Source organism: Deinococcus proteolyticus MRP, assembly GCF_000190555.1.
Lineage (GTDB): Bacteria > Deinococcota > Deinococci > Deinococcales > Deinococcaceae > Deinococcus > Deinococcus proteolyticus.
In genome coordinates this window covers 902,955-923,816 of sequence record NC_015161.1, presented here as the reverse complement: position 1 = coordinate 923,816, position 20,862 = coordinate 902,955, and the positions used below count along the sequence as shown (strand labels likewise).

At 68.4% G+C, this 20,862-nt stretch carries 17 protein-coding genes; 8 read left to right on the top strand and 9 right to left on the bottom strand.

Annotation, left to right across the window (positions count from 1 at the left end):
- Nucleotides 1-3: 3 nt before the first annotated feature.
- The 3 genes from DEIPR_RS04460 to DEIPR_RS04450 form a co-directional block, all read right to left on the bottom strand.
- Entirely contained in the window at nt 4-765 is a 762-nt protein-coding gene (locus tag DEIPR_RS04460; protein ID WP_013614637.1) for an AIM24 family protein, read from the bottom strand.
- Between the two features lie 39 nt (nt 766-804).
- Nucleotides 805-1,389 carry a response regulator transcription factor gene (locus DEIPR_RS04455; protein WP_041222486.1) on the bottom strand — a complete coding sequence of 195 codons (585 nt, stop codon included), beginning with the start codon at nt 1,387-1,389 and terminating at the stop codon, nt 805-807.
- Between the two features lie 113 nt (nt 1,390-1,502).
- The gene (locus DEIPR_RS04450) at nt 1,503-2,576 is read right to left on the bottom strand and encodes a sensor histidine kinase (RefSeq protein WP_013614635.1); all 1,074 of its coding nucleotides are present in this window, start codon (nt 2,574-2,576) and stop codon (nt 1,503-1,505) included.
- A 138-nt stretch (nt 2,577-2,714) separates the two neighbouring features.
- Between DEIPR_RS04450 and trmFO the strand changes: the two genes are divergently transcribed.
- The gene (trmFO, locus tag DEIPR_RS04445; RefSeq protein WP_013614634.1) at nt 2,715-4,094 is read left to right on the top strand and encodes a methylenetetrahydrofolate--tRNA-(uracil(54)-C(5))-methyltransferase (FADH(2)-oxidizing) TrmFO; all 1,380 of its coding nucleotides are present in this window, start codon (nt 2,715-2,717) and stop codon (nt 4,092-4,094) included.
- 195 nt (nt 4,095-4,289) lie between these two features.
- Here trmFO and DEIPR_RS04440 read toward each other — a convergent pair whose 3' ends face one another.
- Nucleotides 4,290-4,532 carry a cold-shock protein gene (locus tag DEIPR_RS04440; protein WP_013614633.1) on the bottom strand — a complete coding sequence of 81 codons (243 nt, stop codon included), beginning with the start codon at nt 4,530-4,532 and terminating at the stop codon, nt 4,290-4,292.
- Between the two features lie 183 nt (nt 4,533-4,715).
- Between DEIPR_RS04440 and DEIPR_RS14800 the strand changes: the two genes are divergently transcribed.
- The 3 genes from DEIPR_RS14800 (at nt 4,716) to DEIPR_RS04425 (ending at nt 7,820) form a co-directional block, all read left to right on the top strand.
- On the top strand, nt 4,716-5,684 hold the full coding sequence (locus tag DEIPR_RS14800; RefSeq protein ID WP_013614632.1) for an NUDIX domain-containing protein: 969 nt from the start codon (nt 4,716-4,718) through the stop codon (nt 5,682-5,684).
- Nucleotides 5,685-5,752: 68 nt separating this feature from the next.
- Complete coding sequence (locus DEIPR_RS04430) at nt 5,753-6,655, top strand: hypothetical protein (RefSeq protein WP_013614631.1); 903 nt, start codon at nt 5,753-5,755, stop codon at nt 6,653-6,655.
- Between the two features lie 13 nt (nt 6,656-6,668).
- Entirely contained in the window at nt 6,669-7,820 is a 1,152-nt protein-coding gene (locus DEIPR_RS04425; RefSeq protein WP_013614630.1) for a sensor histidine kinase, read from the top strand.
- Nucleotides 7,821-7,943: 123 nt separating this feature from the next.
- Here the strand turns inward: DEIPR_RS04425 and glgP are convergent, their stop codons facing one another.
- Together glgP and DEIPR_RS04415 are read right to left on the bottom strand one after the other, a co-directional pair.
- On the bottom strand, nt 7,944-10,463 hold the full coding sequence (glgP, locus tag DEIPR_RS04420; RefSeq protein WP_013614629.1) for an alpha-glucan family phosphorylase: 2,520 nt from the start codon (nt 10,461-10,463) through the stop codon (nt 7,944-7,946).
- A gap of 65 nt (nt 10,464-10,528) precedes the next feature.
- Nucleotides 10,529-11,242, bottom strand: a complete 714-nt coding sequence (locus DEIPR_RS04415; protein WP_013614628.1) for an SDR family oxidoreductase — start codon at nt 11,240-11,242, stop codon at nt 10,529-10,531.
- A 48-nt stretch (nt 11,243-11,290) separates the two neighbouring features.
- On the opposite strand from DEIPR_RS04415, the gene DEIPR_RS04410 reads away from it, so the two are divergent.
- The 3 genes from DEIPR_RS04410 to DEIPR_RS04400 all read left to right on the top strand — a co-directional run bounded on the left by DEIPR_RS04410 (nt 11,291) and on the right by DEIPR_RS04400 (nt 17,549).
- Complete coding sequence (locus DEIPR_RS04410; RefSeq protein ID WP_013614627.1) at nt 11,291-11,692, top strand: ACT domain-containing protein; 402 nt, start codon at nt 11,291-11,293, stop codon at nt 11,690-11,692.
- 296 nt (nt 11,693-11,988) lie between these two features.
- Nucleotides 11,989-13,584, top strand: a complete 1,596-nt coding sequence (locus DEIPR_RS04405; RefSeq protein WP_013614626.1) for a peptide chain release factor 3 — start codon at nt 11,989-11,991, stop codon at nt 13,582-13,584.
- Nucleotides 13,581-17,549 (top strand): DEAD/DEAH box helicase, encoded by a 3,969-nt coding sequence (locus DEIPR_RS04400; RefSeq protein ID WP_013614625.1) that lies wholly within the window; start codon nt 13,581-13,583, stop codon nt 17,547-17,549. The genes DEIPR_RS04405 and DEIPR_RS04400 overlap by 4 nt, the downstream gene beginning before the upstream one ends.
- Before the next feature lie 153 nt (nt 17,550-17,702).
- Here DEIPR_RS04400 and DEIPR_RS04395 read toward each other — a convergent pair whose 3' ends face one another.
- From DEIPR_RS04395 to DEIPR_RS04385, 3 genes are all read right to left on the bottom strand, one after another.
- Nucleotides 17,703-18,791 carry an aminopeptidase gene (locus DEIPR_RS04395; protein WP_013614624.1) on the bottom strand — a complete coding sequence of 363 codons (1,089 nt, stop codon included), beginning with the start codon at nt 18,789-18,791 and terminating at the stop codon, nt 17,703-17,705.
- Nucleotides 18,792-19,018: 227 nt separating this feature from the next.
- A complete protein-coding gene (locus tag DEIPR_RS04390) occupies nt 19,019-19,636 on the bottom strand; it encodes an NUDIX hydrolase (RefSeq protein ID WP_013614623.1) in 618 nt (205 codons plus the stop codon).
- Entirely contained in the window at nt 19,629-20,252 is a 624-nt protein-coding gene (locus tag DEIPR_RS04385; RefSeq protein ID WP_041221940.1) for a MazG nucleotide pyrophosphohydrolase domain-containing protein, read from the bottom strand. The genes DEIPR_RS04390 and DEIPR_RS04385 overlap by 8 nt, the downstream gene beginning before the upstream one ends.
- A 114-nt stretch (nt 20,253-20,366) precedes the next feature.
- Here DEIPR_RS04385 and DEIPR_RS04380 point away from each other — a divergent pair, with 114 nt between their 5' ends.
- Nucleotides 20,367-20,825: a hypothetical protein gene (locus DEIPR_RS04380; protein WP_013614621.1), complete on the top strand. Its 459-nt coding sequence runs from the start codon at nt 20,367-20,369 to the stop codon at nt 20,823-20,825.
- Nucleotides 20,826-20,862: the final 37 nt, after the last annotated feature.

Below are 20,862 nucleotides of genomic sequence, written 5' to 3'. Positions count from 1 at the left end.
GCTTCAGTTCCCGCTCACCAGCACGGGGGTTTCCTCGTAGGGCTGCACCACCACGAAGCCGCTGCCCTCAAACACCATCTGGAAGGTTTCGCCGCCCCCGCGTCCCAGCAGAGTCTTGAGCGACAGGTCCATTCGCAGCTCGGGGCTCAGGCCAGCGCTCCAGGCCACGGTGGCGTTGGGGTCGGTGATGACGGGTTCGCCGGGGCGTACCGGCAGGGTCAGCGGCTGCCCGTGGCTTAGAATAGCCACCAGCCCGCGCCCGCTGACGCGCACGCTGAACAGGCCTCCACTGGCCCAGCCGGCCATGCGGCGGTGCATGGTGATGTCGTAGCTCACGCTGTCCTCGAACGCCAGCAGGTCGTTGCCGTTCACATTCAGGGTGTCGTCTTCCAGGCGTAGCACGGTAATCTGTTTGCCCTTGTCGGCCAGGTAGCATACGCCGTGGCCCTCTATGCGGGTCAGCGGGGCCATCTCACCCGTCGCGGCCCGCTTAAGCGCTTTCATCATGCCGCCCTCCAGCATGCCTTCGCGCTGAAAAGTCAGGTTGCCCTTGTAAGCCACCATCGCGCCCAACTTGCTCCAGATGCGGCCACTCACGTTGGCTTCCAGCATCCGGGGCGATTCCAGCTCGAACACGTCGCCGGGGCGGTCACGCTCGGCCGTGTCGCGCAGGAAATCCTGCAAACGGGTGCTGGCCTCGTCGCCAGCCGGGGTAGCCGGGGAGGTCTGCGCTGCCTGGGGGCGGCCATATTCGCGTTCGGTCATACCGCTGCTACGCACCTGGCCCACCCGGAGTTCCGGACGCTAGTCCAGCAGACCGATGGTGCGGGCGCGGCTTACTGCCTCGGTGCGGTCGCAGGCATCCAGCTTGCCGTACATACGCGCCAGATGGTCCTTGACGGTGTCGGGGCTGACCCCCAGCTCACGGGCAATCTCCTTGTTGCTCAGGCCCTGGGCCAGCAGGGGCAGCACTTCGCTCTCACGCGGGGTCAGCCGGGGCACTTCCACGCGGGGCAGCCGGTCCTGGGTAGGGTCCGCGATGATGGCCCGCAGCTGCGTGGCCAGGGCAGGGGGATCGGTTTCCTTGGACAGGTAGCCCCTGGCCCCCGCCTCCCGCGCCGCCTGAATGATGGCCGGCTCGGCAAAGGTGGTAATCAGAATGCTGAGCACCTCCGGGCACTCGCTGCGCAGCTGCCGGCAGACCTCAATGCCGGTCAGGCCAGGCATTTTCACGTCCAGCAGCGCCGCCGTAGGCCGCAGGTGCCGGCAGACCTCTAGCGCCTCTGCGCCGTCGGCGGCCTCGGCCACCACCTCGAAGCCCTGGTGCGACAGCGCGTATTTCAGGCCCATGCGGAAGAGGGGATGGTCGTCGGCAATCACCAGGGTCAGGGGCACCGAAGCGGCCGCAGGCACGAACCCCTGCTCACCGACCAGTTCGCCGGGGCGGCGCCGCCGTGGGTCAAGGCCGGCTGGGCGGGAGGCAAGAGAAGCTTGGGAACGGTTCATGAGGCACTCCTTTCCGGCAGGGTCTGGTCAGGCGCAGCCGCCGGAGAGTCCAGCACCACTTCGGGCAGGTGCAGGGTAAAGACGCTGACAGGACGGGGAACGGTGTGGCGGCTGTAGCTCAGGGCCCCGCCGTGAGCCTCGGCAATGCGGCGCGCGATAAACAGCCCCAGCCCGGCTGTCCCGGCGGTGTAGTGCTGCCCGGCAATCAGCGCCGGCTGGCTGTTGAACGGCTGCGCCAGGTCGTCCAGCGCGGCGCTCAGGCCAGGGCCGTCGTCGCAGACCTCCAGGCCCTGCGCTGTCACGGCCAGCACCACCTGCGACCGGGCGTAGCGCAGGGCATTATCAGTCAGGTTGGTCACGGCACGCTCCAGGACAGCGGCGTCTACCACCGCCTGTCCTTCCCCCCGAACCTGCAGGGTCAGCCCACGGTCGGCTGAGGCGGGCTGCCGCCCTGTCACCCGCTCCAGCAGCGAGCGCAGGTCGGTAGGATGGGGGTCCAGCCGTACATCATCGCGCTCGAAGCGGTGGGCGTCGGCCATCTGACTGACCAGGGCCAGCAGACGGCGGTTTTCGGCCAGCAGGTTCTCGCTGATTTCCTCCTTTTGCCCCGCTGTCAGATCGAAGTGGGTCAGCGAATGGACCAGGTGCCCAGTGGCGATCAGCGGCGTCTTGAGGTCGTGGACCAGCGTGGCCATAAAGGCATTACGGCGGCCCTGTTCGGTGCTCAGGCGGGCCAGCAGCCCGGCAAAGGCCAGGCGCAGCGCCTGAATCTCGGCCGGGTCGTCGTCACGGGGGGCCCCGAAATCACCCTGTTCCACTTCGGCGTGCAGACGCAGCAGTGGCCGCAGCAGCACGCCGCTGAGCAGCCAGGCGATCATGCCCGACAGCAGCGCCACCAGCCCAATCCAGACGGCCAGGGTGACCGCCGGCAGGCGGGGGCCGGCCACCACCGTGACCACCAGATTGGGCAGGAACGCCAGCAGGGCAATCACCGCCGTGATCTGAAGGCGCAAGCTGGCCTGCACGGCCGGCCGGGCACCCTGCACCCCGGTGGTCGTGGAGGTCGTCACTCTGGGGACCTTCCTGCACTCACGCTGTCCACTGTAAAAATGCCTTTATGACAGTGCCGTCACCCGGCAGTGCCCGGTCCAAAGGTGAACGCCGCAGCCGCCGGCCCCTCCCCTGCCCGCTACACTGACACGATGACGATGCCTGAAATCACCGTAATTGGCGCTGGCCTGGCCGGGTCCGAAGCGGCCCTGAGCGCCGCCTCGCAGGGGGTAAGCGTGCGCCTGTACGAGATGCGCCCACACCGGATGACTCCTGCTCACCGCTCCGGCGACTTCGCCGAGCTGGTCTGCTCCACCAGCCTGGGCGGCGAGGGCGAAATGCAGTCCAAGGGGATGCTCCAGGCCGAACTGCGCTCGGTAGGTGGCGCCATCGTAGGTGCGGCGGATGAGAGCCGGGTGCCCGCCGGCAACGCCCTGGCGGTGGACCGGGACGCTTTCAGCGCCCGCGTGACCGAGCGAGTCCGCAGCCACCCACTGATTACGGTGGTAGAAGAAGAGGTGCAGCAGGTGCCCGAAGGCATCTGCGTCATCGCTTCGGGGCCGCTGACTTCCGACGCACTGGCAGAAGACGTGGCCCGCCTGACCGGCAGCGAGCGCCTGAGCTTCTATGACGCTGCTGCCCCGGTGATTGACGCGGCCAGCATCGACATGAGCGTGGCCTGGCGGGCCGGGCGCTACGACCAGAGCGCCGATTACATCAACTGCCCCTTTACCAAGGAAGAATACCTGCGCTTTATCGGGGCGCTGGAAACGGCCCGCACCCACACCCCGCACGACTGGGAAAAGCTGGAGTTCTTCGAGGGCTGCATGCCCATCGAGGAAATTGCCCGGCGTGGTCCGGACACCCCGCGCTTCGGGCCGATGTCACCCAAGGGCCTGGACGACCCCAGGACCGGGCGCTGGCCCTACGCCGTCGCGCAGCTGCGCCAGGAGGACGCCGAAGGCCGGATGTGGTCGCTGGTGGGCTTCCAGACCGGACTGAAGTGGGGTGACCAGAAGGACGTGGTGCAGCTGATTCCGGGCCTGGAGAACGCCGAAATCGTGCGCTACGGCGTAATGCACCGCAACACCTACCTGAACGCGCCAGCAGTGCTGCAAGAGACGCTGCAGCTGCGGGCCGACCCGCAGAAGTTCGTGGCTGGTGTGCTGGCCGGTACGGAAGGTTATCTGGAGTCGGCCGCCACCGGCTGGCTAGCGGGGCTGAATGCGGCGCGCCTGGCTCAGGGCTTGGCCCCCAGCGCCCCGCCACACACCAGCATGCTGGGCGGACTGGTCCATTACCTGGCCAGCGCGAACCCGGGGGGCTTCCAGCCGATGAACGTGAACTGGGCCCTGGTCCCTGACCCCGAGCTGCCCGCCGGCAAACGCAAGTGGGGCAAGCGCGAAAAGCGCCCGCTGATGTTCCGCGCCGGCCTGCAGGACTTCGGCACCTGGGCGGAGACGCAGGGACTGGCCGTCACCCTGCCCGCCGCAGCCCAGCCACCTGAGCAGATGCCTGACCCCGTCGCAGCTGGCTAAACGGACAAGACGGGCAAGGTTGCCTGTAGGGAAGAAGCGCGGCTACTGCTTCTTCCCCTCCATCTGTTCCCTTCACCCACCCATTCCAGTACCACCAAAAACCGCCCCCCAAAGGGAGCGGCTGTCACCATAACCAACATTATTATGGCTCCCCACAGGGGGACACCGATATGGTTTTAGCGACGGAAGAAAAACTTACCAGCGTTCGTTGCGGTCGCTCACCGGAGCGGCGTTGGTCACGACGACGTTTTTGGCCTGGGGGCCGCGGTCGCCCTGACCGTCACCAACTTCGAACTCGACTTCATCGCCTTCGTTCAGCTTGCGGAAACCGCCGCTCTGAATGGCGCTGTAGTGCACGAACACATCGGGGTTTCCGGGATGCTCAATAAAGCCATACCCTTTTTCCACGCTAAACCATTTTACTCGTCCTTGAGGCATACATCTCCTTGCATCTGCGCAGCGCAGCCGGTCTCTGCCCACTGGACAGCGACCACTTGTCTTGGCTGGTGCTCAGACAGATGCATTATGGCATGCGGGACCGGGAAAGGTGGCCGATGGTGAAGGTCGGCTTTACGGGCGGGCCTCAGCGGGGCACTGGACCCGGCTCCCTATACTGACCGCATGACTGACCGAGACGCGACCGTCTGTCCCTCTGCGGGCGTTCAGCACGGGGCCGGCGGGGTGGTGTTCAGCGACGCCGGGCAGGTGTTGCTGGTGCAGTGCCGGAGCAGCGGCTGGACCTTTCCCAAGGCACGCCTTGAGCCCGGAGAGGCACCGGCACACACAGCCACACGCGGGATTCTGCAGCAGACGGGCATAGAGGCAGCCGAACTTGACTGGCTGCCGCCAACCAGCCACACCAGTGCCCGTGGGGAGCGGCACGTCACCGACTGGTTTCTGATGAAGGCGCTCAGCGAGGAAATGCAGCTGAAAGACCCTGTTTACGGCGACGGGTTCTATCCGGTCCGGGAAGCGGCCGGGCGGCTGGACTTGACCGAAGACCTTCAGCTGCTGTGGCAGGCCGAGGAGCGCTGGAGCCGGCGGCGTGGACCTGTGGGCCCGCTGTATGCCCTGGGCGAACGCGTACCGCAGGTGCACCGCAGCGCTTATGTGGCGCCCACTGCCGCCGTGATTGGGACGGTAGAACTGGCGGCCGACAGCTCGGTATGGTTCGGCGCAGTCCTGCGCGGGGACATCGAACCGGTGCGCGTAGGTGCACGCTCCAACGTGCAGGACGGCGCGGTGCTGCACACCGAACGCGGCTGCCCCTGCATCCTGGAAGAGGACGTGACCGTGGGTCACAGCGCGGTGGTGCACGGCGCCCACTGCGGCCAGGGCAGCCTGATTGGTATGGGCGCCACGCTGCTCAGCGGCTCGCGGGTGGGCCGGGGAGCGGTGGTGGGAGCCGGCGCCCTGCTGCGTGAAGGAGCGGTGGTCCCCGACGGCATGGTGGCGGTGGGGGTCCCAGCGCGGGTCATCGGCCCGGCGGAGCGCTTCGAGAACGCGGCCCGCTACGTGGCGAACGCCCGGCACTACCGCCAGCACCTGCGGCCTGCACAGGACCCAGCACAGGAGCCGGCGCAGGAGTGAGCGGGTCAGGCGGCCAGCCTTACATTAAACTGACCCGAACAAGCGGCCCAACGCCCCGGAGAAGACGTATGCCTGAAGGAGATACCCCACGCCCCACCCGTACCAGCCGCCGCACCAGCGAAGCGGCCAAAGCAGCCGCGGCCGCTGCGCCTGCCACGACCGCTGCGCCCGCGCCAGAGCTGCCGCGCCTGCACCCCCGGTTTCAGGAGGTGCAGCCTTTCCTGGCCCGCTTTCTGCCGGACGTGCCTCCCAGCCAGCTGGGCCTGAATACTGAATTCTGCGACCTGTACATTTACCTGTCTCACCTGCAGGTGCAGGGCTGGAGCGGATATCTGCACGCGCACACCGAAGGACACAATGTCTGGGTGCTGCTGCTGCAGGGCCGTCCCGTAGCGGCTGCAGCCGACCGGCTGCAAGGCAGCCACAGTGCGCCGGCCGAGAGCATCGTGGGCCAGCAGGCGCTGGGCGAGCTGATTCTGGCCTACCAGGGGGGAGCCAGCCTGAGTGCCTATCCCCTCCCCCCTACCTACGCAGGGCTGCTGAGCGGCCTGGGCGCCGGAGCGCAGAAATTCGACCTGAGCTCGGACTTTAGTGGCGTGTACGCCCGCCCGGACGGCGCGGTCCTGTATTCGCAGGGTGAAGCGGTAGCTACGCTGGACGCCACCTTGCCCTACGAGGCGGCCTTTCCGGTCAGCGGTCCTCCGCAGCCGCTTGTGCTGCCCCGCCACCTGGCCGGATGGGCACACGCCACCTACGTGCCCACCCTGCGCGGCCGCGACGTGCTGAGCCCCATTACGGCGGCGCACAGCGAGTTCCGCGCCGAATTCGGCCATGACCTGCCACTGTCGCTGATGACCGCCCTGATTCAGGGCCTCAGTCCAGCCGAGTACGCGCTGGAGCACGACACCCCTCTGTCTGAAATTGAGCCGTGGCTGACCCGTTTCCGTGAGCAGGGCTACCTTGTCCGCTGAGACACCTGCGCACGTGACTGCTGGCCCCGGCGAACTGCTGCTGGTCCTGGGCGGCCCGCCCGAACTGCCGGGACGGCTACAGGCCGAGTTGCCTGGTATCGCCGTGCAGACGGTGGCCGGCGTGGACGCCCTGCTGAGGCTGCCGGGTCATACCCGGCCCGGCGCCGCTGTGATTGTGAGCGGCAACGAGCCCACAAACTGGGCCGAGGTGCTGCCACTGCTGCGCGGCCACAGCGGCCTGGAAACCACCGGCTGGCTGCTGCTCGACCGCCCCGACCAGTGGCCCGCCCTGCTGGAGGCCGGGGCAGACGTGGCGCTTCCGGTCAGTACCCCGGCGCACCTGCTGGCGGCGCAGGTTCAGGCCCTGCTCCGCCGCTCCGCTGGGCAAGAAGGGCTGCGCTTTCAGCTGCGGCAGGTGGAACATGCCCTGGAAGGCTGGGAGCGCGAGGAACGCGTGCGCGACCAGCTGGTGCATATGCTGGTACACGACCTGAAAAATCCGATTACCGCCATTCTGGGCCTGTTGGAAGTGGTGGCCGACGACCCCCGCCTACCGACCGACGCCAAAGAACTGCTGGAAGTGGCCCGCGACGAAACCAGCCACCTGCTGCACCTGTCACTGAACATGCTGGACGTCCGCAAGATTCAGGCGGGCAAGATGCACCTCAAGCGCGATCTGCTGAGCCGCGACCACCTGGAACAAATCGTGCAGCAGGCGCTGGGCGACGTGGGCGCTGGCCTGAGCGACCGGCAACTGAGCCTTCAGCTGGGGGCGATGCCGCCGCTGAGCGCCGACCCCACCATGCTGCGGCGCGTGCTGGCCAACCTGCTGAGCAACGCGCTCAAGCACACCACTCAGCGGGGCTCCATCTGGCTGGAGAGCCGCGTGGTCGGCGCTGAACTGCACCTCAGCGTGACCGACAACGGCGAAGGAATTCCCGCCGAGGACATCCCCCGGCTGTTCGCCGCCTTCGAGCAGTCGCGCCTGACTCTGCACGGCCGCTTCGATACCGGCATGGGGCTGGCGTTCTGCAAGCTGGCCGCCGAGGAGCACGGGGGCCGCATCTGGGTGGAATCCGAGCGCGGCCAGGGGTCCAAATTCACCCTGGCCCTGCCGTTGGGCGAACTGGCAGAAGCGGACGATGACGTGGAACTGCTGTTCTAGCCCGCTTGTCTGGGCGGGCTGGCAGAGGCCCCGGCCCAGAAAACAGATAAGAGAACGGATAAGAGGGCGGGCCAGGGAACTTCTCCCGGCCCGCCCCCTCACAGTGCTTCCAGTCTCAGCTGCTCAGGCCCACTTCACCAGGCCCAGCTCGAAGTCGTGGCTCAGGTCCGGGAGGTACGGATAGAGGCGCACACCTACCTCGTACATGCCGCTGCGCTCCAGCGCGACGGTGGCCGCGTATTCGCCGTCCTCACGCCGCTGCATCGGCACGCGCTCGACCCGGTGACCACGGCGCAGCACCACCTCGGCCCGCAACTCCTCGGCGGCAATGCGGCCAGGGTTCACCTGGGCCGTAATCTGCACCTGCTCGCCCGGCTCGGCGGTGGCGGGCAGATGATGGCTGGCGGCCACAGACACCTGCGGCCACTGGTTCGCAATCCAGGCTTTCCACTCGGCAAGCTCGCGGGCACGCTGACCACCTCCGGGCACCAGCAGGTTGCGGCGGGCACTGAGCGGCAGGTAGTAGCACTGCACATAATCGATCACCTGGCGCTGCATGGAAAAGCGCGCACTGACCGACTCGATGGCGCTGCGAACCACCCCGGCCCAGCTGTCCGCTTCACCGCCCCGCTCGCCGTAGTACAGCGGCACGATGGTCTGCTCCAGCGTCTGGTAAAGGCTAAAAGCGTCGGCGTCGTCCTGCACGGCTTGGTCGGCGTACTCGCGCTCTTCGCCTATCGGCCAGCCGTTGGCGTTGCCTTCCAGGTGGCCTTCGACCCACCAGCCGTCCAGCACGCTGAAATTGGGGCTGCCGTTGAACGACGCCTTCATGCCGCTGGTGCCCGACGCCTCCAGCGGGCGGCGGGGGTTGTTCATCCAGACATCCACCCCCTGCACCAGCCGGCGGGCCACGTGCATGTCGTAGTTTTCCAGAATCACGATTTTGCCCCGGAATTCGGGAAGCTGCGATACGCGGTAGATTTCCTGAATCAGCGCTTTGCCGGGGTTGTCGGCGGGGTGGGCCTTGCCGGCGAACACGAACTGCACCGGCCGCTCGGGGTGGTTCACGATGCGGCTGAGGCGCTCGCGGTCGCGCAGCAGCAGGGTCGCCCGCTTGTAGGTGGCGAAGCGGCGGGCAAAGCCGATGGTGAGCACGTCGGGGCTGAGCAGGGTGTCGGTGTAGGCCAGCTCGGCGGCGCCGGCCCCGTTCCGCAGCAGCATTTCACGCTGGTGGTGGCGCACGAAGGCAATCATTTCGGCCTTCATCTCGCGCTGCACGCCCGCCAGCTGGGCGCCCGAAAGCTGCTCGACGTTCTGCCAGATCTCCGGCTCGTGCAGGCGCTCAGTCCAGTCTTCAGGCATCACGGTGCTCAGCAGGTCGCGCATGCGCTGACTGGTGAAGCTGAGGTTGTGCGCCCCGTTGGTCACGTGGCCGATAGGCACTTCCTCGGGGTAGAGGCCGGGATACAGGTGCTTCCACATGTCGCGGCTGACCTGACCGTGCAGCTTGGAGACCCCGTTCGCCATGCGGCTCATGCGCAGGCTGAACACGGTCATGTTGAACGCCGGGCCGTGGTCTTCCATCGCTTCACTCCGGGCCAGCGAGTAGAGGTGCTCGCGGGTGGTGTGCAGCTGCGCGGGCCAGCTTCCCAGGTAGCGGTCCATCAGGTCCCAGGAGAAGGCGTCGTTGCCGGCCGGAACTGGGGTATGGGTGGTAAACAGCGTGCTGCCGGCAGTCAGCTCGTGGGCGGTGCGGAAGTCCAGGCCCTGCTCCACCCGCTCACGGATACGCTCCAAGTTCAGCAGCCCGGCGTGGCCCTCGTTCATGTGCCAGACCTCGGCCGGAGCGCCCGCAGCCCGCAGCGCCCGCACGCCACCGATGCCCAGCAGCATGTACTGCTTGAGGCGCATTTCCTGGTCGCCGCCGTACAGCCGCGAGGTGAGCAGGCGGTCGTCGGGGTGGTTCTCGGGCACGTCGGTGTCCAGCAGCAGCATACGGATACGGCCCACGTTCAGCTGCCACACCCGCGCCGTCACCGTGCGCCCACCGATCTCCAGCGAAATGCGCAGTTCGTCGTGCTCAGGGGTACGGATGGGACGAATGGGCAAGGTGGTCAGGTCCAGGCGGTCGTACTTCTCTTCCTGCCAGCCGTCGCGGCCCAGGGTCTGGCGGAAATAGCCGTCGTGGAACAGCAGCCCCACCGGGGTAAAGGGCAGGCCCAGGTCGGACGCGCTCTTGCAGTGGTCGCCGGCCAGCACGCCCAGGCCCCCCGAGTAGATGGGCAGCGACTCGTGCAGGGCGTACTCCATGCTGAAGTAGGCCACTGGCTTGAGGTCGGCGGCGTGGCGGCTGGCCCAGGTGTCCTGTTTACCCATGTAGGCGTCGAATTCGGCCATCACCTCGCCGTAGCGGCGCACGAACTCGGGGTCGGTGGCAGCGCGGTCCATATCTTCGCTGCCCACTTCCAGCAGGGTACGGACCGGGTTGTGGCCGTAGGTTTCCCAGATGTCCGGGTTCAGGTCGCGGTAGAGGCTGCAGGCCCGTGGCTCCCAGCTCCAGTAGAGGTTGTAGGCCAGCTCCGAAAGCCGCCCGATGGCCGCCGGCAACTTGGGCAGCACCGTCACTTTGCCGAGAATATTCATGCCTCACAGCTTAGCCCAGGGCGGCCGGACCAGGGTTGCCGGACCAAGAACAGGTCGGGCCAGCTTCAGCGCGGGCCAGGGCGCACAGCCACGTCGTCCAGCGACACGTCACGCGGGGCGGCCAGCACGTAACGCACCACGTCGGCCACGGTAGCCGGCTGGATAAAGGCGGCGGGGTCGTACGCGGCTTCCTCCTGCTCCCGAATGGCCTGCTGCATCGGCGTGGCCGTGCGGCCAGGGTACAGGCTGGCCACCCGCACCCCGGAGTCGGCCACTTCCTGGCGCAGGGCGTCGGCCAGGGCCTTGAGCGCATGCTTGCTGGCCGCGTAGCTGGCCCAGCCGGCATTCGCCCGCAGGCCCGCGCCCGAGTTGATAAAGACGATGGTGCCCCGCGCCGCCTGCACCGAGGGCAGCAGCAGCCGGGTCAGCTCGGCGGGGGCGACCACATTGACCGCCAGGGTCCAGGTCCAGCGGTCGTGGGTCTGCTTGGCGACTGCGCCCAGCTCGGCCACGCCCGCGTTGTGGACCAGATGGGTGGGGCGCAGGTCGGCGGCGGCGGCAAAGGTATCAGGGCGCAGCAGGTCCAGCTCCAGCAGCTCTGTCCGCGTGTGGGGGTGCTGGAGCTGGACCTCACGCTGCAAGTCCTCCAGCGCGGCGCGGCTGCGGCCCTGCAGAATCAGGTCGTGGTCGGGGGCCAGGGCAAAGGCGGTGGCCCGGCCGATACCGCCGGTGGCGCCGGTGATGAGGGTCAGGGGACGGGGAGCGGGGGCAGAGGTCATGGATTCAGCGTACCTTGCTCCGGCCGGCGCACCGCCTAGACTGGGCCTATGCCCGCACCGCGCCCGGCCCTCACCCTCAGCCTGCTGAACGGCGAATATGCCGTGTGCCGCCTGAGCCCCGCCGAACCTCTGCCCCACTGGGCCACCGAGGGCGAGTTCTGGACCGTGAGCCGGACCGCCGAAGAACTGTCGGTACTGTGCGCGGCGGAGCAGGTGCCGGACGCGGTGCAGTGCCAGGCGGGATGGGCCGCCCTGAAACTGCAAGGCCCCTTCCCTTTCGACGTGACCGGCATCCTGGTCAGCGTGCTGGAGCCGCTGCGGCAAGCGGACATCGGTATTTTCGCCGTGAGCACCTTCGATACGGATTATGTGCTGGTGCCCCAGGAGCGGCTGACAGGCGCCCTGAGTGCGCTGGAGCAGGCAGGCCACCGCGTAGAGAGCCGGGAGTAGAGGGCCGCGAGCAGATGGCCCGGAAACCCTGACCCGGCGTCCCACCGCCGCCCAGCAGTGCCGCCGCTTTTTTTCCCGCACGCTTGCTATCATGCTCCCCATGTCTGCCGCTCCACGCCGGCTGCGCCCCGGTCCACCCTGAGCCCCTGGCCTGGAGTCTTTACCCGCCCCCTCCTCTCCCTGCGTCTGCCGCAGGGAAGCCGGGGGCCCGTTCAGCCGCAGAGTTTGGAGCACCCCCGCTTCACTTGTCCCCTGTCCGCAGGGGGCGGGGCGAAGCCGTGACGCCAGGAGTATCTATGACCCAACAACCCAGCGCCCAGTTGCAGGGCGAAATTGACCGCCGCCGCACCTTCGCCATCATCAGCCACCCCGACGCGGGCAAGACGACCATCACCGAAAAGCTGCTGCTGTACGGAGGCGCGATTCAGGAGGCGGGCAGCGTGACCGCCAAGCAGGGCCGCTCGCATACCCAGTCCGACTGGATGAGCATCGAGCAGCAGCGCGGGATTTCTATTTCCAGCTCGGCGCTCACCTTCGAGTACGAGGGCCGCCACATCAACCTGCTCGACACCCCTGGGCACCAGGATTTCAGCGAGGATACCTACCGCACCCTGACCGCCGCCGACTCCGCGCTGATGGTGCTGGACGCGGCACGTGGCGTGCAGGCGCAGACCGAGAAGCTGTTCGCGGTGTGCCGCAACCGGGGCATTCCCATCCTGACTTTCGTGAACAAGATGGACCGCCCCGCGCTTGACCCCTTTGAGCTGCTCAATCAGGTAGAAGAATCGCTGGGCATCACCGCCGTGCCGCTCACCTGGCCGATTGGCGACGGCCCTGATTTCAAGGGCGTGTACGACCTGCAGACCAAGCGGGTGCTGGCCTTTGAGCGCACGTCGGGCGGCAAGCACCGCGCTCCCGTGCAGACGGCGGGCCTGGACGACCCGCAACTGGCCGAGCTGGTGGGCAGCGACCTGGCCGCAGCCCTGGCCGAAGCGGTGGAACTGATTGAAGGCGCACTGCCCGAGTTTGACCTGGAGACCTTCCTGCGCGGCGAGATGACCCCGGTGTTTTTCGGCTCGGCCATGAACAACTTCGGGGTAGAGCACTTCCTGAGCAACTTCGTGGAGCTGGCTCCCGCGCCCGGCCCAGTGGAAACCAGCGCCGGTCTGCGCCAGCCCACCGACGAATTCGCAGGCTTCATCTTCAAATTGCAGGCCAACATGAGCAAAGCCCACCGTGACCGCACCGCCTACATGCGGGTGATGTCGGGCGAGTTCGACCGCGGCATGGACGTGATTCACGGGCGCACCGGGCGCAAGCTGCGGCTGTCGCAGGCGCACACCCTGTTCGCGCAGGACCGCGAGAAGGTGGAAGAAGCGTACCCCGGCGATATCGTGGGGCTGGTGAACCCCGGCGTGTTCCAGATTGGCGACGTGGTGAGCCTCAGCGGCAAGGTGTCGCTGCCCAGCTTCCCGCGCTTTACCCCCGAGACTTTTGCCAGCGTGTACCTCAAGGACGTGGGCAAGCGCAAAGCGTTCATGAAGGGCCTGACCCAACTGGCCGAAGAAGGCGTGGTGCAGGTCTTCTACCCCACCGACGGAGCGCGGGAACCGTTCCTGGGAGCGGTGGGGCCGCTGCAGTTCGAGGTGTTCCAGGCCCGCATGGAAGAGGAGTACAAGGTGGAGGTGGAAATGAGCGTCACGAGCTACTCGCTGGTGCGCTGGCTGGCCGGCGACGAGGGCAGCGTGGCCCGCTTCGCCCGCAGCATGGAAGACGACCAGGGCCGCCCGGTGATGCTGTTCCGGTCCAAATACGACCTCGACTACACCGCCGAGCAGCACCCCGAAATCGAGTTCCTGCCGCTGCCCAAGGACCTGACACGCGTCGGATGACTGCACCGGAACTGATTTCACCGGACCTCGGCGTATTCGGCCCGGCCACGTTGCAGGCTGCCCACGACCTGCCTGAAGGGGCGGTCAAGGGTCTGAAGCTGCGCCGTGTCCCGCAGGGGGTCAAGGGCAATGCGCGGGTGCGGGCCGGCAAGCGCTGGTTCGCACAGCGCTTCGTGCTGGACATGGGCGGCCAGCTGCTGGACAGCCGCTGCTCCTGCGGTGAAAACCGCTGCCCCCACCTGGCACGGGTGCTGAGCGGCACACCGCTGGAACGGGCGCAGCAAGCACTGGCAGAAGCTGCGCAGGCCGACTCCGCCGCAGCGGTTGCAGTGCCGGACCCTTCAGTGCTGGACTCCTCGGGGCCGGAATCCTCGGAGCTGGACTCTGCAGCGCCGGCCAGCCAGCCGCTGAGCGGGGCAGCCCAGGACCCTGAACCCGGCCGCCGCAAGAAGAAAAAGAAAAAGCGCACTGCGGCAGCGGACCCGGCAGCTGAGCCGGCGCAGGACGCCCAGGCCATGCGCCCCGCCGGCTCCCGTCCGGAAGGCGGCCGGGTGTCGCGGGCACGGGCGGCAGAACAGTACGGCCCGCTGCTGCGTGGCCTGCGCCGCCCCGAAACACCCCGGCGCGGTCAGGCCCTGCGCTACCGCCTGAACCTGATTCCCGACCCGGACGGCGGTCCCGTGCTGGTCAGCGTGGGTGCCGAGCAGGCCCGCTACACCCGCTCCGGCACCCTGCTGCCCGAGCAGCCGCTGGAGCTGCCGCCGGCCAGCAGTCTGGAGTGGCGGCGCGGCTGGCTGGACACCCTGCCCCCCGGCGCCGACAACGACCGCGAACTGCTGCGCGGACTCAGCGAATATGGCGACCCCGCCACCCTGAACGACCAGCCGGTGCAGCTGCTGCGGCGCGAGCCGCTCACCGACCACCTGTTGGCTGCGCTGCTGGCCACCGGGCGGCTGCATGCCGGAGCTGACCCACAGCCACTGGCCCCAGGCCCGGCCCGGCAGCTGCGCTACACCTGGACCCAGCGCCGGGGCGGGGTGCAGCAGTTCGGGCTGCGGGCGCCCAGCGGCCTGAGCGACGAGCAGCTGTTCGGGCTGCACAGCCGCTGGTATCTGGACCGGGAAGGTGGACAGCTGGGCGAGGTGCTGAGCCTGCTCCCACCCGAAGTGGAAGCCGCGCTGCTGGCCCTGCCCCCGGTGCCGCCCGAGCAGGCGGCGGCCACCCGTACCCTCATCGCCGCGCAGATGCACGACCTGCTGGGTGAGCAGGCGGGCCGCATTCCCCTGCCCCAGGCCATGCAGGAACACGCCGAGGTGGCCGCGCACCAGCCGGTGCTGACGCTGCTGGAAACCGGAGTGCTGGCGGGCCGGGGCAAGCACCGCCAGCTGCAGCAGGTGGCCGCAGCCGAGCTGCACCACGAGTACGCCGGGCAGCGGCTGGACGGCAGCGAGGGAGCTGCCCAGACCCTGTACCGCCGCGACCCGGACGCCGAGGCACAGGCAGAGCGGCAGCTGACGGGCACTGGTCTGCAGCCGCTGGCCGGGCTGTTTCCTGCCGCCACTGGGCCGCAGCACCCTGACCTGGACCGCCTGTACAGCGTGACCGACCCGGCCGAGTGGTACCGCTTCTTGGAGGAGGTGCGCCCGCGGCTGGAGGAGGCGGGGTTCCGGGTGGACCTGGACCCATCGTTCCCCTACCGCTTTGCTGAGGTGGAGGACTGGTACGGCTCGGCCGAGGAGGAAAGCGGCGGCGGCTGGTTCGACCTGGAGCTGGGGGTCACGGTGGGCGGACAGCGCCACAGCCTGCTGCCACTGCTGGCCGGGCTTCTGGACCGCCAGCCGGAACTGCTGGACCCTGCCACCCTGGCCGCCCTACCGAGCAGCCGCCCCCTGCTGACCGCGCTGCCCGACGGCCGCACGCTGGCCCTGCCGGCCGGGCGGGTCCGTGACATCCTCAGCGTGCTGGTGGAGCTGCACCTCGGTGGGCGCTCCGGTGGGCCGCTGCGGATGTCGGTGCTGGACGCAAGCCGCCTGGCCGAGCTGGACCGGGCGCTGGGCCTGCGCTGGCTGGGGCGCCAGGACCTGCTGGACCTGGGACAGCGCCTGCAGGACTTTGAGGGCATTGCTCCAGTGCGTGCCCCACGCGGGCTGCAGGCCAAGCTGCGCCCCTACCAGCGCCAGGGCCTGGGCTGGCTGCAATTTCTGCGTGAGTACGGCCTGGGCGGCGTGCTGGCTGACGATATGGGGCTGGGCAAGACGGTTCAGACCCTTGCCCATATCCTCACCGAGAAGCGGGCGGGGCGTGCCGACCTGCCCACCCTGGTGGTGGCGCCGACCTCGGTGCTGGGCAACTGGCGCGCCGAAGCCGAGCGCTTCACGCCTGCGCTGCGGGTACTGGCGCTGCATGGCCCTGGCCGGCACCGGCACTTCGGGGCGCTGCAGGACTACGACCTGGTCCTGACCAGCTACGCCCTGCTGCCGCGTGACATCGAGCAACTGCGTGAGCAGTCCTTTCATCTGGTGATTCTGGACGAAGCGCAGAACATCAAAAACCCGCGCAGCGCGGCGGCCCGGGCGGCCCGGGCACTCCAGGCCCGGCACCGGCTGGCCCTGACGGGTACCCCACTGGAAAACCACCTGGGCGAGCTGTGGTCGCTGTTCCACTTCCTGATGCCCGGACTGCTGGGCAGCGAGCGGCAGTTCGGAGAGCTGTACCGCACCCCCATTGAAAAGGGCGGCGACGCGGCGCGGCAGCGTGCCCTGGCGGCCCGCATTCGGCCTTTCGTGCTGCGGCGCGACAAACGCTCGGTGGCCCGCGAACTGCCCGACAAGACCGAGGTGGTGGTGCGCCTGGAGTTGGCAGGCGACCAGCGCGACCTGTACGAAACGGTACGCGCGAACCTGGAAGGCCGGGTGCGCCGCGAACTGGAAGCGCGGGGCCTGGCCCGCTCCAGTGTCACCATTCTGGACGCCCTGCTGCGGCTGCGGCAGGCCGCGACCGACCCACGGCTGGTGCGCCTGAGCGCCGCTGCCAGCGTGCAGAACAACGCCAAGCGCGAGTGGCTGCGCTCACAGCTGCCGGAGCTGGTGCAGGAGGGACACCGGGTGCTGGTCTTCAGTCAGTTCGCGTCGCTGCTGGGGCTGCTGGAAGCCGACCTCAAGGAACTGGGGATTTCCTACAGCAAGCTGACCGGGCAGACGCGGCGGCGCGCCGAAGCCATCGAGCAGTTCCAGAGCGGGCATGCCGACGTGTTCCTGATCAGTCTCAAGGCGGGGGGCGTGGGTCTGAACCTGACAGCCGCCGACACCGTGATTCACCTGGACCCCTGGTGGAACCCCGCCGCCGAAGCGCAGGCCACCGACCGCGCCTACCGCATCGGGCAGGACCAGCCGGTGTTCGTGTACAAGCTGATTGCTGCCGGCAGCGTGGAGGAGCGCATTCTGGACCTGCAGGCGCGCAAGGCTGCCCTGGCCAGCGGTGTGCTAGACGGCGGCCTGAGCAGCGCCGCGCAGCTGACCCAGGCCGACCTGGACGCGCTGCTGGCCCCGCTGGCCGGCGAGGAGGACGGCCAGTCGGACGCCGCTTCCTTTGCCCCAGCTCTGCCCGCAGCAGAGGCCGGGAGTGCGCGGCCGCGCCCCACCGCCCGCCGCGCCATGACTGCCCAGGCGGGCCACTCTTCAGCGGATGCGGCTCCAGCCTCGGCAGACACCGCCAAGACCGCCAGGACCCTGCAGGAGGCCGAGACGGACCCGCCCCGGGCAGACAAGTCCGGTGCCGCAGAGGTGGGTGCAGCAGCGAAAGCGAAGCCCACACGCAGGGCGGGCAGCAAGGCGGCAGCCGAAAAAGCGGCAGCTCGGCCGGAAGCAGGCCCAGCCGCTGCAACTCAGCCGGCCACACCGCCAGCTGTGCCCCGCAAGACGGCAGGCAGAAAAAGCGCGGCCAGCAAGAAGCCAGCAGAAGAATAAGGCCGCCCGGAAGACGGCGGGGGGCGGGGTAAAGAGGCCTCAGCCAGCCACTTCCTCCCGCCCCCTGTCCTGCTTGGCCTCATTGCAGAAGGCCCTATCAAAGGCGGCGCCGTCCGGGCCGGCCCAAATCAGCGGCACTGGCCCAGGCTGCTCTTACACGAACTGCCCGCCTTGCTGCCAGACCTCGCCGTCCAGGCTGACGGTGCCGCCACCTGCGGCGGGGCGCAGGTCGGTAATCAGGTCCCAGTGAATCCCGCTCTCGTTCACGCCGCCGGTTTCGGGATAGGAGCGGCCCAGTGCCAGGTGGACCGTGCCGCCCATCTTCTCGTCAAAGAGGATGTTGCCGGTAGGACGCTGAATCCCGAAGTTGGACCCGATGCCGATTTCGCCCAGGCGGCGGGCGCCGGGGTCGGTGTCCAGCGCGGCCAGCAGCACGTCCTCGCCTTCGTCGGCGCGGGCCGAGACCACCACGCCGTCCCTGAATTCCAGGCGGGCGCCGCGCACCCACTGGCCGCCGTAGATGGTGGGCACGCTGAAGGTCACGTATCCGTTGGCACTGTCCTCGACGGGGCCGGTGAATACCTCGCCGCTGGGCATGTTGCGCCGGCCGTCGGAGTTGGCCCAGGTGCGGCCCTTCACGCTGAAAGTCAGGTCGGTGCCCGCGTTCTGGATACGCAGCTGGTCGGCCGTTTGCAGCCGCTCAATCAGCCCGGCCTGCATCTCGCGCACCTCGCCCCAGGCTGCCACCGGGTCGGCACGGTCCAGAAACATCGCCCGCATCACGAAATCCTCGAACTCGGGCAGGGACATGTTCGCCTGCTCGGCAGCGAATTCGGTCGGGTAGAGGGTCAGGCTCCACTTTTTCTGTGCGCGGGCTGCCGCCAGCCGGGCGCCGCTGGCAATCAGCCGGGCCTGCCGCTTGGGGTCGCCGCCCTGGGGATGCTCGGGCGCCTTGACGCGCAGGGTGCCGTCCATGGCGGTCATGTTCTGCACGTCGGCGTCGTGGACCTGGTCCAGCACGTCATCGGCAGCAAATTCAGCAAAGTCGTCCAGCTGCCCAGGGTATTCCAGGTTCAGCACCGGACGCGCACCCCGGCGCAGCACGGTGCGGTACAGCTCCTGCATCAGCGGCAGCGCCAGAGTGGAGCTGGCCAGTTGCAGGCGCTCGCCAGGCTGGGCGTACAGGCAGTAGTCCACCAGCAGCTCGGCGTGCTTGGCGGGGTCGTAGGACAGAAGTGACATATCGCTCAGCCTAGAGCATTTGAGGGAAAGATGCGTGCTTTCTGACAACCGCAAGAGAGCCAAAACCGTTGAGCAGGACGCCTGCCGAAGTAGGGCGGGGCGCTGTGTTCCGCCTCACGTCATTTGGGCACAGCGGCAGCCTCGGGGCCGTCTCCCCAGGGCCACGTCCTCTTTACAGGGCTGTCTTTACAGGGCTGTCTTTACAGGGCCGTGCAGGACCAACCGCCCTACCGTCCGCCGCTTACCCCCGCTTCCAGCAAGTCGTGCAGGATACGGGCGGTCATGCCCCACACGCGCACGCCCTGCGGGAAATACTCGTACATGGCGTACTCGCGGCCATCCGGTAAGCGGCGGGTGCTCGGCGGCGCAGCAGTCCCGCGCAGTTCGTCCAGCGTGCAGAGCAGCAGGCGGTCCACCTCGCCGCTCAGGGTCCAGGCCGCCGGAGGTTGGAAACGGGCCAGCACCGGGGTCACGTGAAAGCCCAGCGGAGTGAACACGTCGTCCAGTTCGCCCAGCACTTTGACGTTCCCCGGGGGCAGGCCCACTTCTTCCCACGCTTCACGCAGCGCGGCCTGGGTCGGCGTCTCGCCCGCTTCCAGCTTGCCGCCTGCAAAAGCCACCTGCCCCTGGTGCGTGGGCAGGTCGGCCGAGCGCACCGTGAGCAGCAGCCGGGGCCGGGGCTCCAGCGACAGGGCCGCCAGCACGGCAGCCCGGCGAAAGTCGGGCAAGCGCAGCGCCTGACGGGTGCGGCCTGCTGCCCAGCTGGCCCAGGGGTCGCTGGCCGGGTCGTACCGCAGCGATTCGTCCAGCGGGTCAGCCACCGGACCGGAAGCAGGCTCAGTCACCGTCCACCTCCCGCAGCGTGCGGGCAGTGTGGTCGCGCAGCGCCAGCTCGGGGCTCACGCCCGCCGCCCGTGCCCAGGCCACCGCGGCGGCCAGCACCTCGGCCACGCCCTCGGCCGTGTCAGGGGCTTGCTGGGCGGCAGCCAGCAGAGCTTCACGGCTGCCGGCGGCCGCATGACTCTTCTTCTGAGCCTGCCGCTCACGCTCCAGAGCGCCCAGGCCCGCAGGAATCTGCTCGGCCAGCGTCTGCTCACGGCCGCCGCGCTCCTCACGCTTGACCTGCTCCCAGACGCCCAGCACCTCGCCGGCCCCAGCCAGCTGCGGGTGCCCGCCAAACACGTGCGGATGCCGGCGCACCATCTTGTCCACGATGCTGCGCTCGACGTCTGCGTAAGAGAAGGTTCCTTCCTCCTCGGCAATCACGGCGTGAAAGGCCACCTGGAGCAGTACGTCGCCCAGTTCGCTGCACAGCTCGGCGGGGCCCTGCGCTACGGCGTCCACCGCCTCGGCGGCCTCTTCCAGCAGGTAGGGACGCAGTGACATGTGGGTCTGCTCGCGGTCCCAGGGGCAACCGTCCGGAGCACGCAGGCGGCGCATGGTGGTCAGCAACTCTTGCATCTGCTCATGGTACGCCCGCGCCGGGAGATACGGCATGGTGCCGCCCGCAGGGAGAATGGGCCGGTTCAGCGGGCTTTCATACCCCGTCAGGTTGCGCGTGCGACACTCGGAGTCATGAAGAAGACCCTGTCTGCCGTGGCCCTGGCCACCCTGTCCGTCCTGCCCGCTGCCCACGCTCAGGGCAACAGCTGGGGCGGCGTCAACCCCGCCACCGCCACCTACGTGATTCTCAGCCCCCAGGTGAACGGCAACCGCAGCCTGGTTAGCGCCGGCGACTACCAGACCGTGGTCAAGGCCCTCGCCAACGACTCGGCCGGTGCCATCAAGCGCCGCTACCCCGGCGCCACCATCGCGACCGACCCCAACACGGCCGGAGCCATTCAGGTGACCCCCATCCTGACGGCCCCCAGCGCCCTGCTGCCCTGGGCCAAGTTCTCCGCTGCCCTGAGCCTCAAGCTGCCGAGCGGCCGCACCGTGAACGTGCGCCAGAACTTCGGCGTACTGGAGGTGTACAACCACCGCGCCGACGCGGCCAACTACATCTTCGACCAGCTGGCCAAACAGCTGCCCTGATCCGGTCAGCCACCCGCCCGCTCCCCTACCGGGGGGC

Excerpts from the sequence above, each read along its gene's own strand:
- DEIPR_RS04460 (WP_013614637.1), bottom strand. The coding sequence starts at position 765 with ATGACCGAACGCGAATATGGCCGCCCCCAGGCAGCGCAGACCTCCCCG.
- trmFO (WP_013614634.1), top strand. The coding sequence starts at position 2,715 with ATGCCTGAAATCACCGTAATTGGCGCTGGCCTGGCCGGGTCCGAAGCG.
- DEIPR_RS04440 (WP_013614633.1), bottom strand. The coding sequence starts at position 4,532 with ATGCCTCAAGGACGAGTAAAATGGTTTAGCGTGGAAAAAGGGTATGGC.
- DEIPR_RS14800 (WP_013614632.1), top strand. The coding sequence starts at position 4,716 with ATGACTGACCGAGACGCGACCGTCTGTCCCTCTGCGGGCGTTCAGCAC.
- DEIPR_RS04430 (WP_013614631.1), top strand. The coding sequence starts at position 5,753 with ATGCCTGAAGGAGATACCCCACGCCCCACCCGTACCAGCCGCCGCACC.
- glgP (WP_013614629.1), bottom strand. The coding sequence starts at position 10,463 with ATGAATATTCTCGGCAAAGTGACGGTGCTGCCCAAGTTGCCGGCGGCC.
- DEIPR_RS04415 (WP_013614628.1), bottom strand. The coding sequence starts at position 11,242 with ATGACCTCTGCCCCCGCTCCCCGTCCCCTGACCCTCATCACCGGCGCC.
- DEIPR_RS04410 (WP_013614627.1), top strand. The coding sequence starts at position 11,291 with ATGCCCGCACCGCGCCCGGCCCTCACCCTCAGCCTGCTGAACGGCGAA.
- DEIPR_RS04405 (WP_013614626.1), top strand. The coding sequence starts at position 11,989 with ATGACCCAACAACCCAGCGCCCAGTTGCAGGGCGAAATTGACCGCCGC.
- DEIPR_RS04400 (WP_013614625.1), top strand. The coding sequence starts at position 13,581 with ATGACTGCACCGGAACTGATTTCACCGGACCTCGGCGTATTCGGCCCG.
- DEIPR_RS04395 (WP_013614624.1), bottom strand. The coding sequence starts at position 18,791 with ATGTCACTTCTGTCCTACGACCCCGCCAAGCACGCCGAGCTGCTGGTG.
- DEIPR_RS04385 (WP_041221940.1), bottom strand. The coding sequence starts at position 20,252 with ATGCAAGAGTTGCTGACCACCATGCGCCGCCTGCGTGCTCCGGACGGT.
- DEIPR_RS04380 (WP_013614621.1), top strand. The coding sequence starts at position 20,367 with ATGAAGAAGACCCTGTCTGCCGTGGCCCTGGCCACCCTGTCCGTCCTG.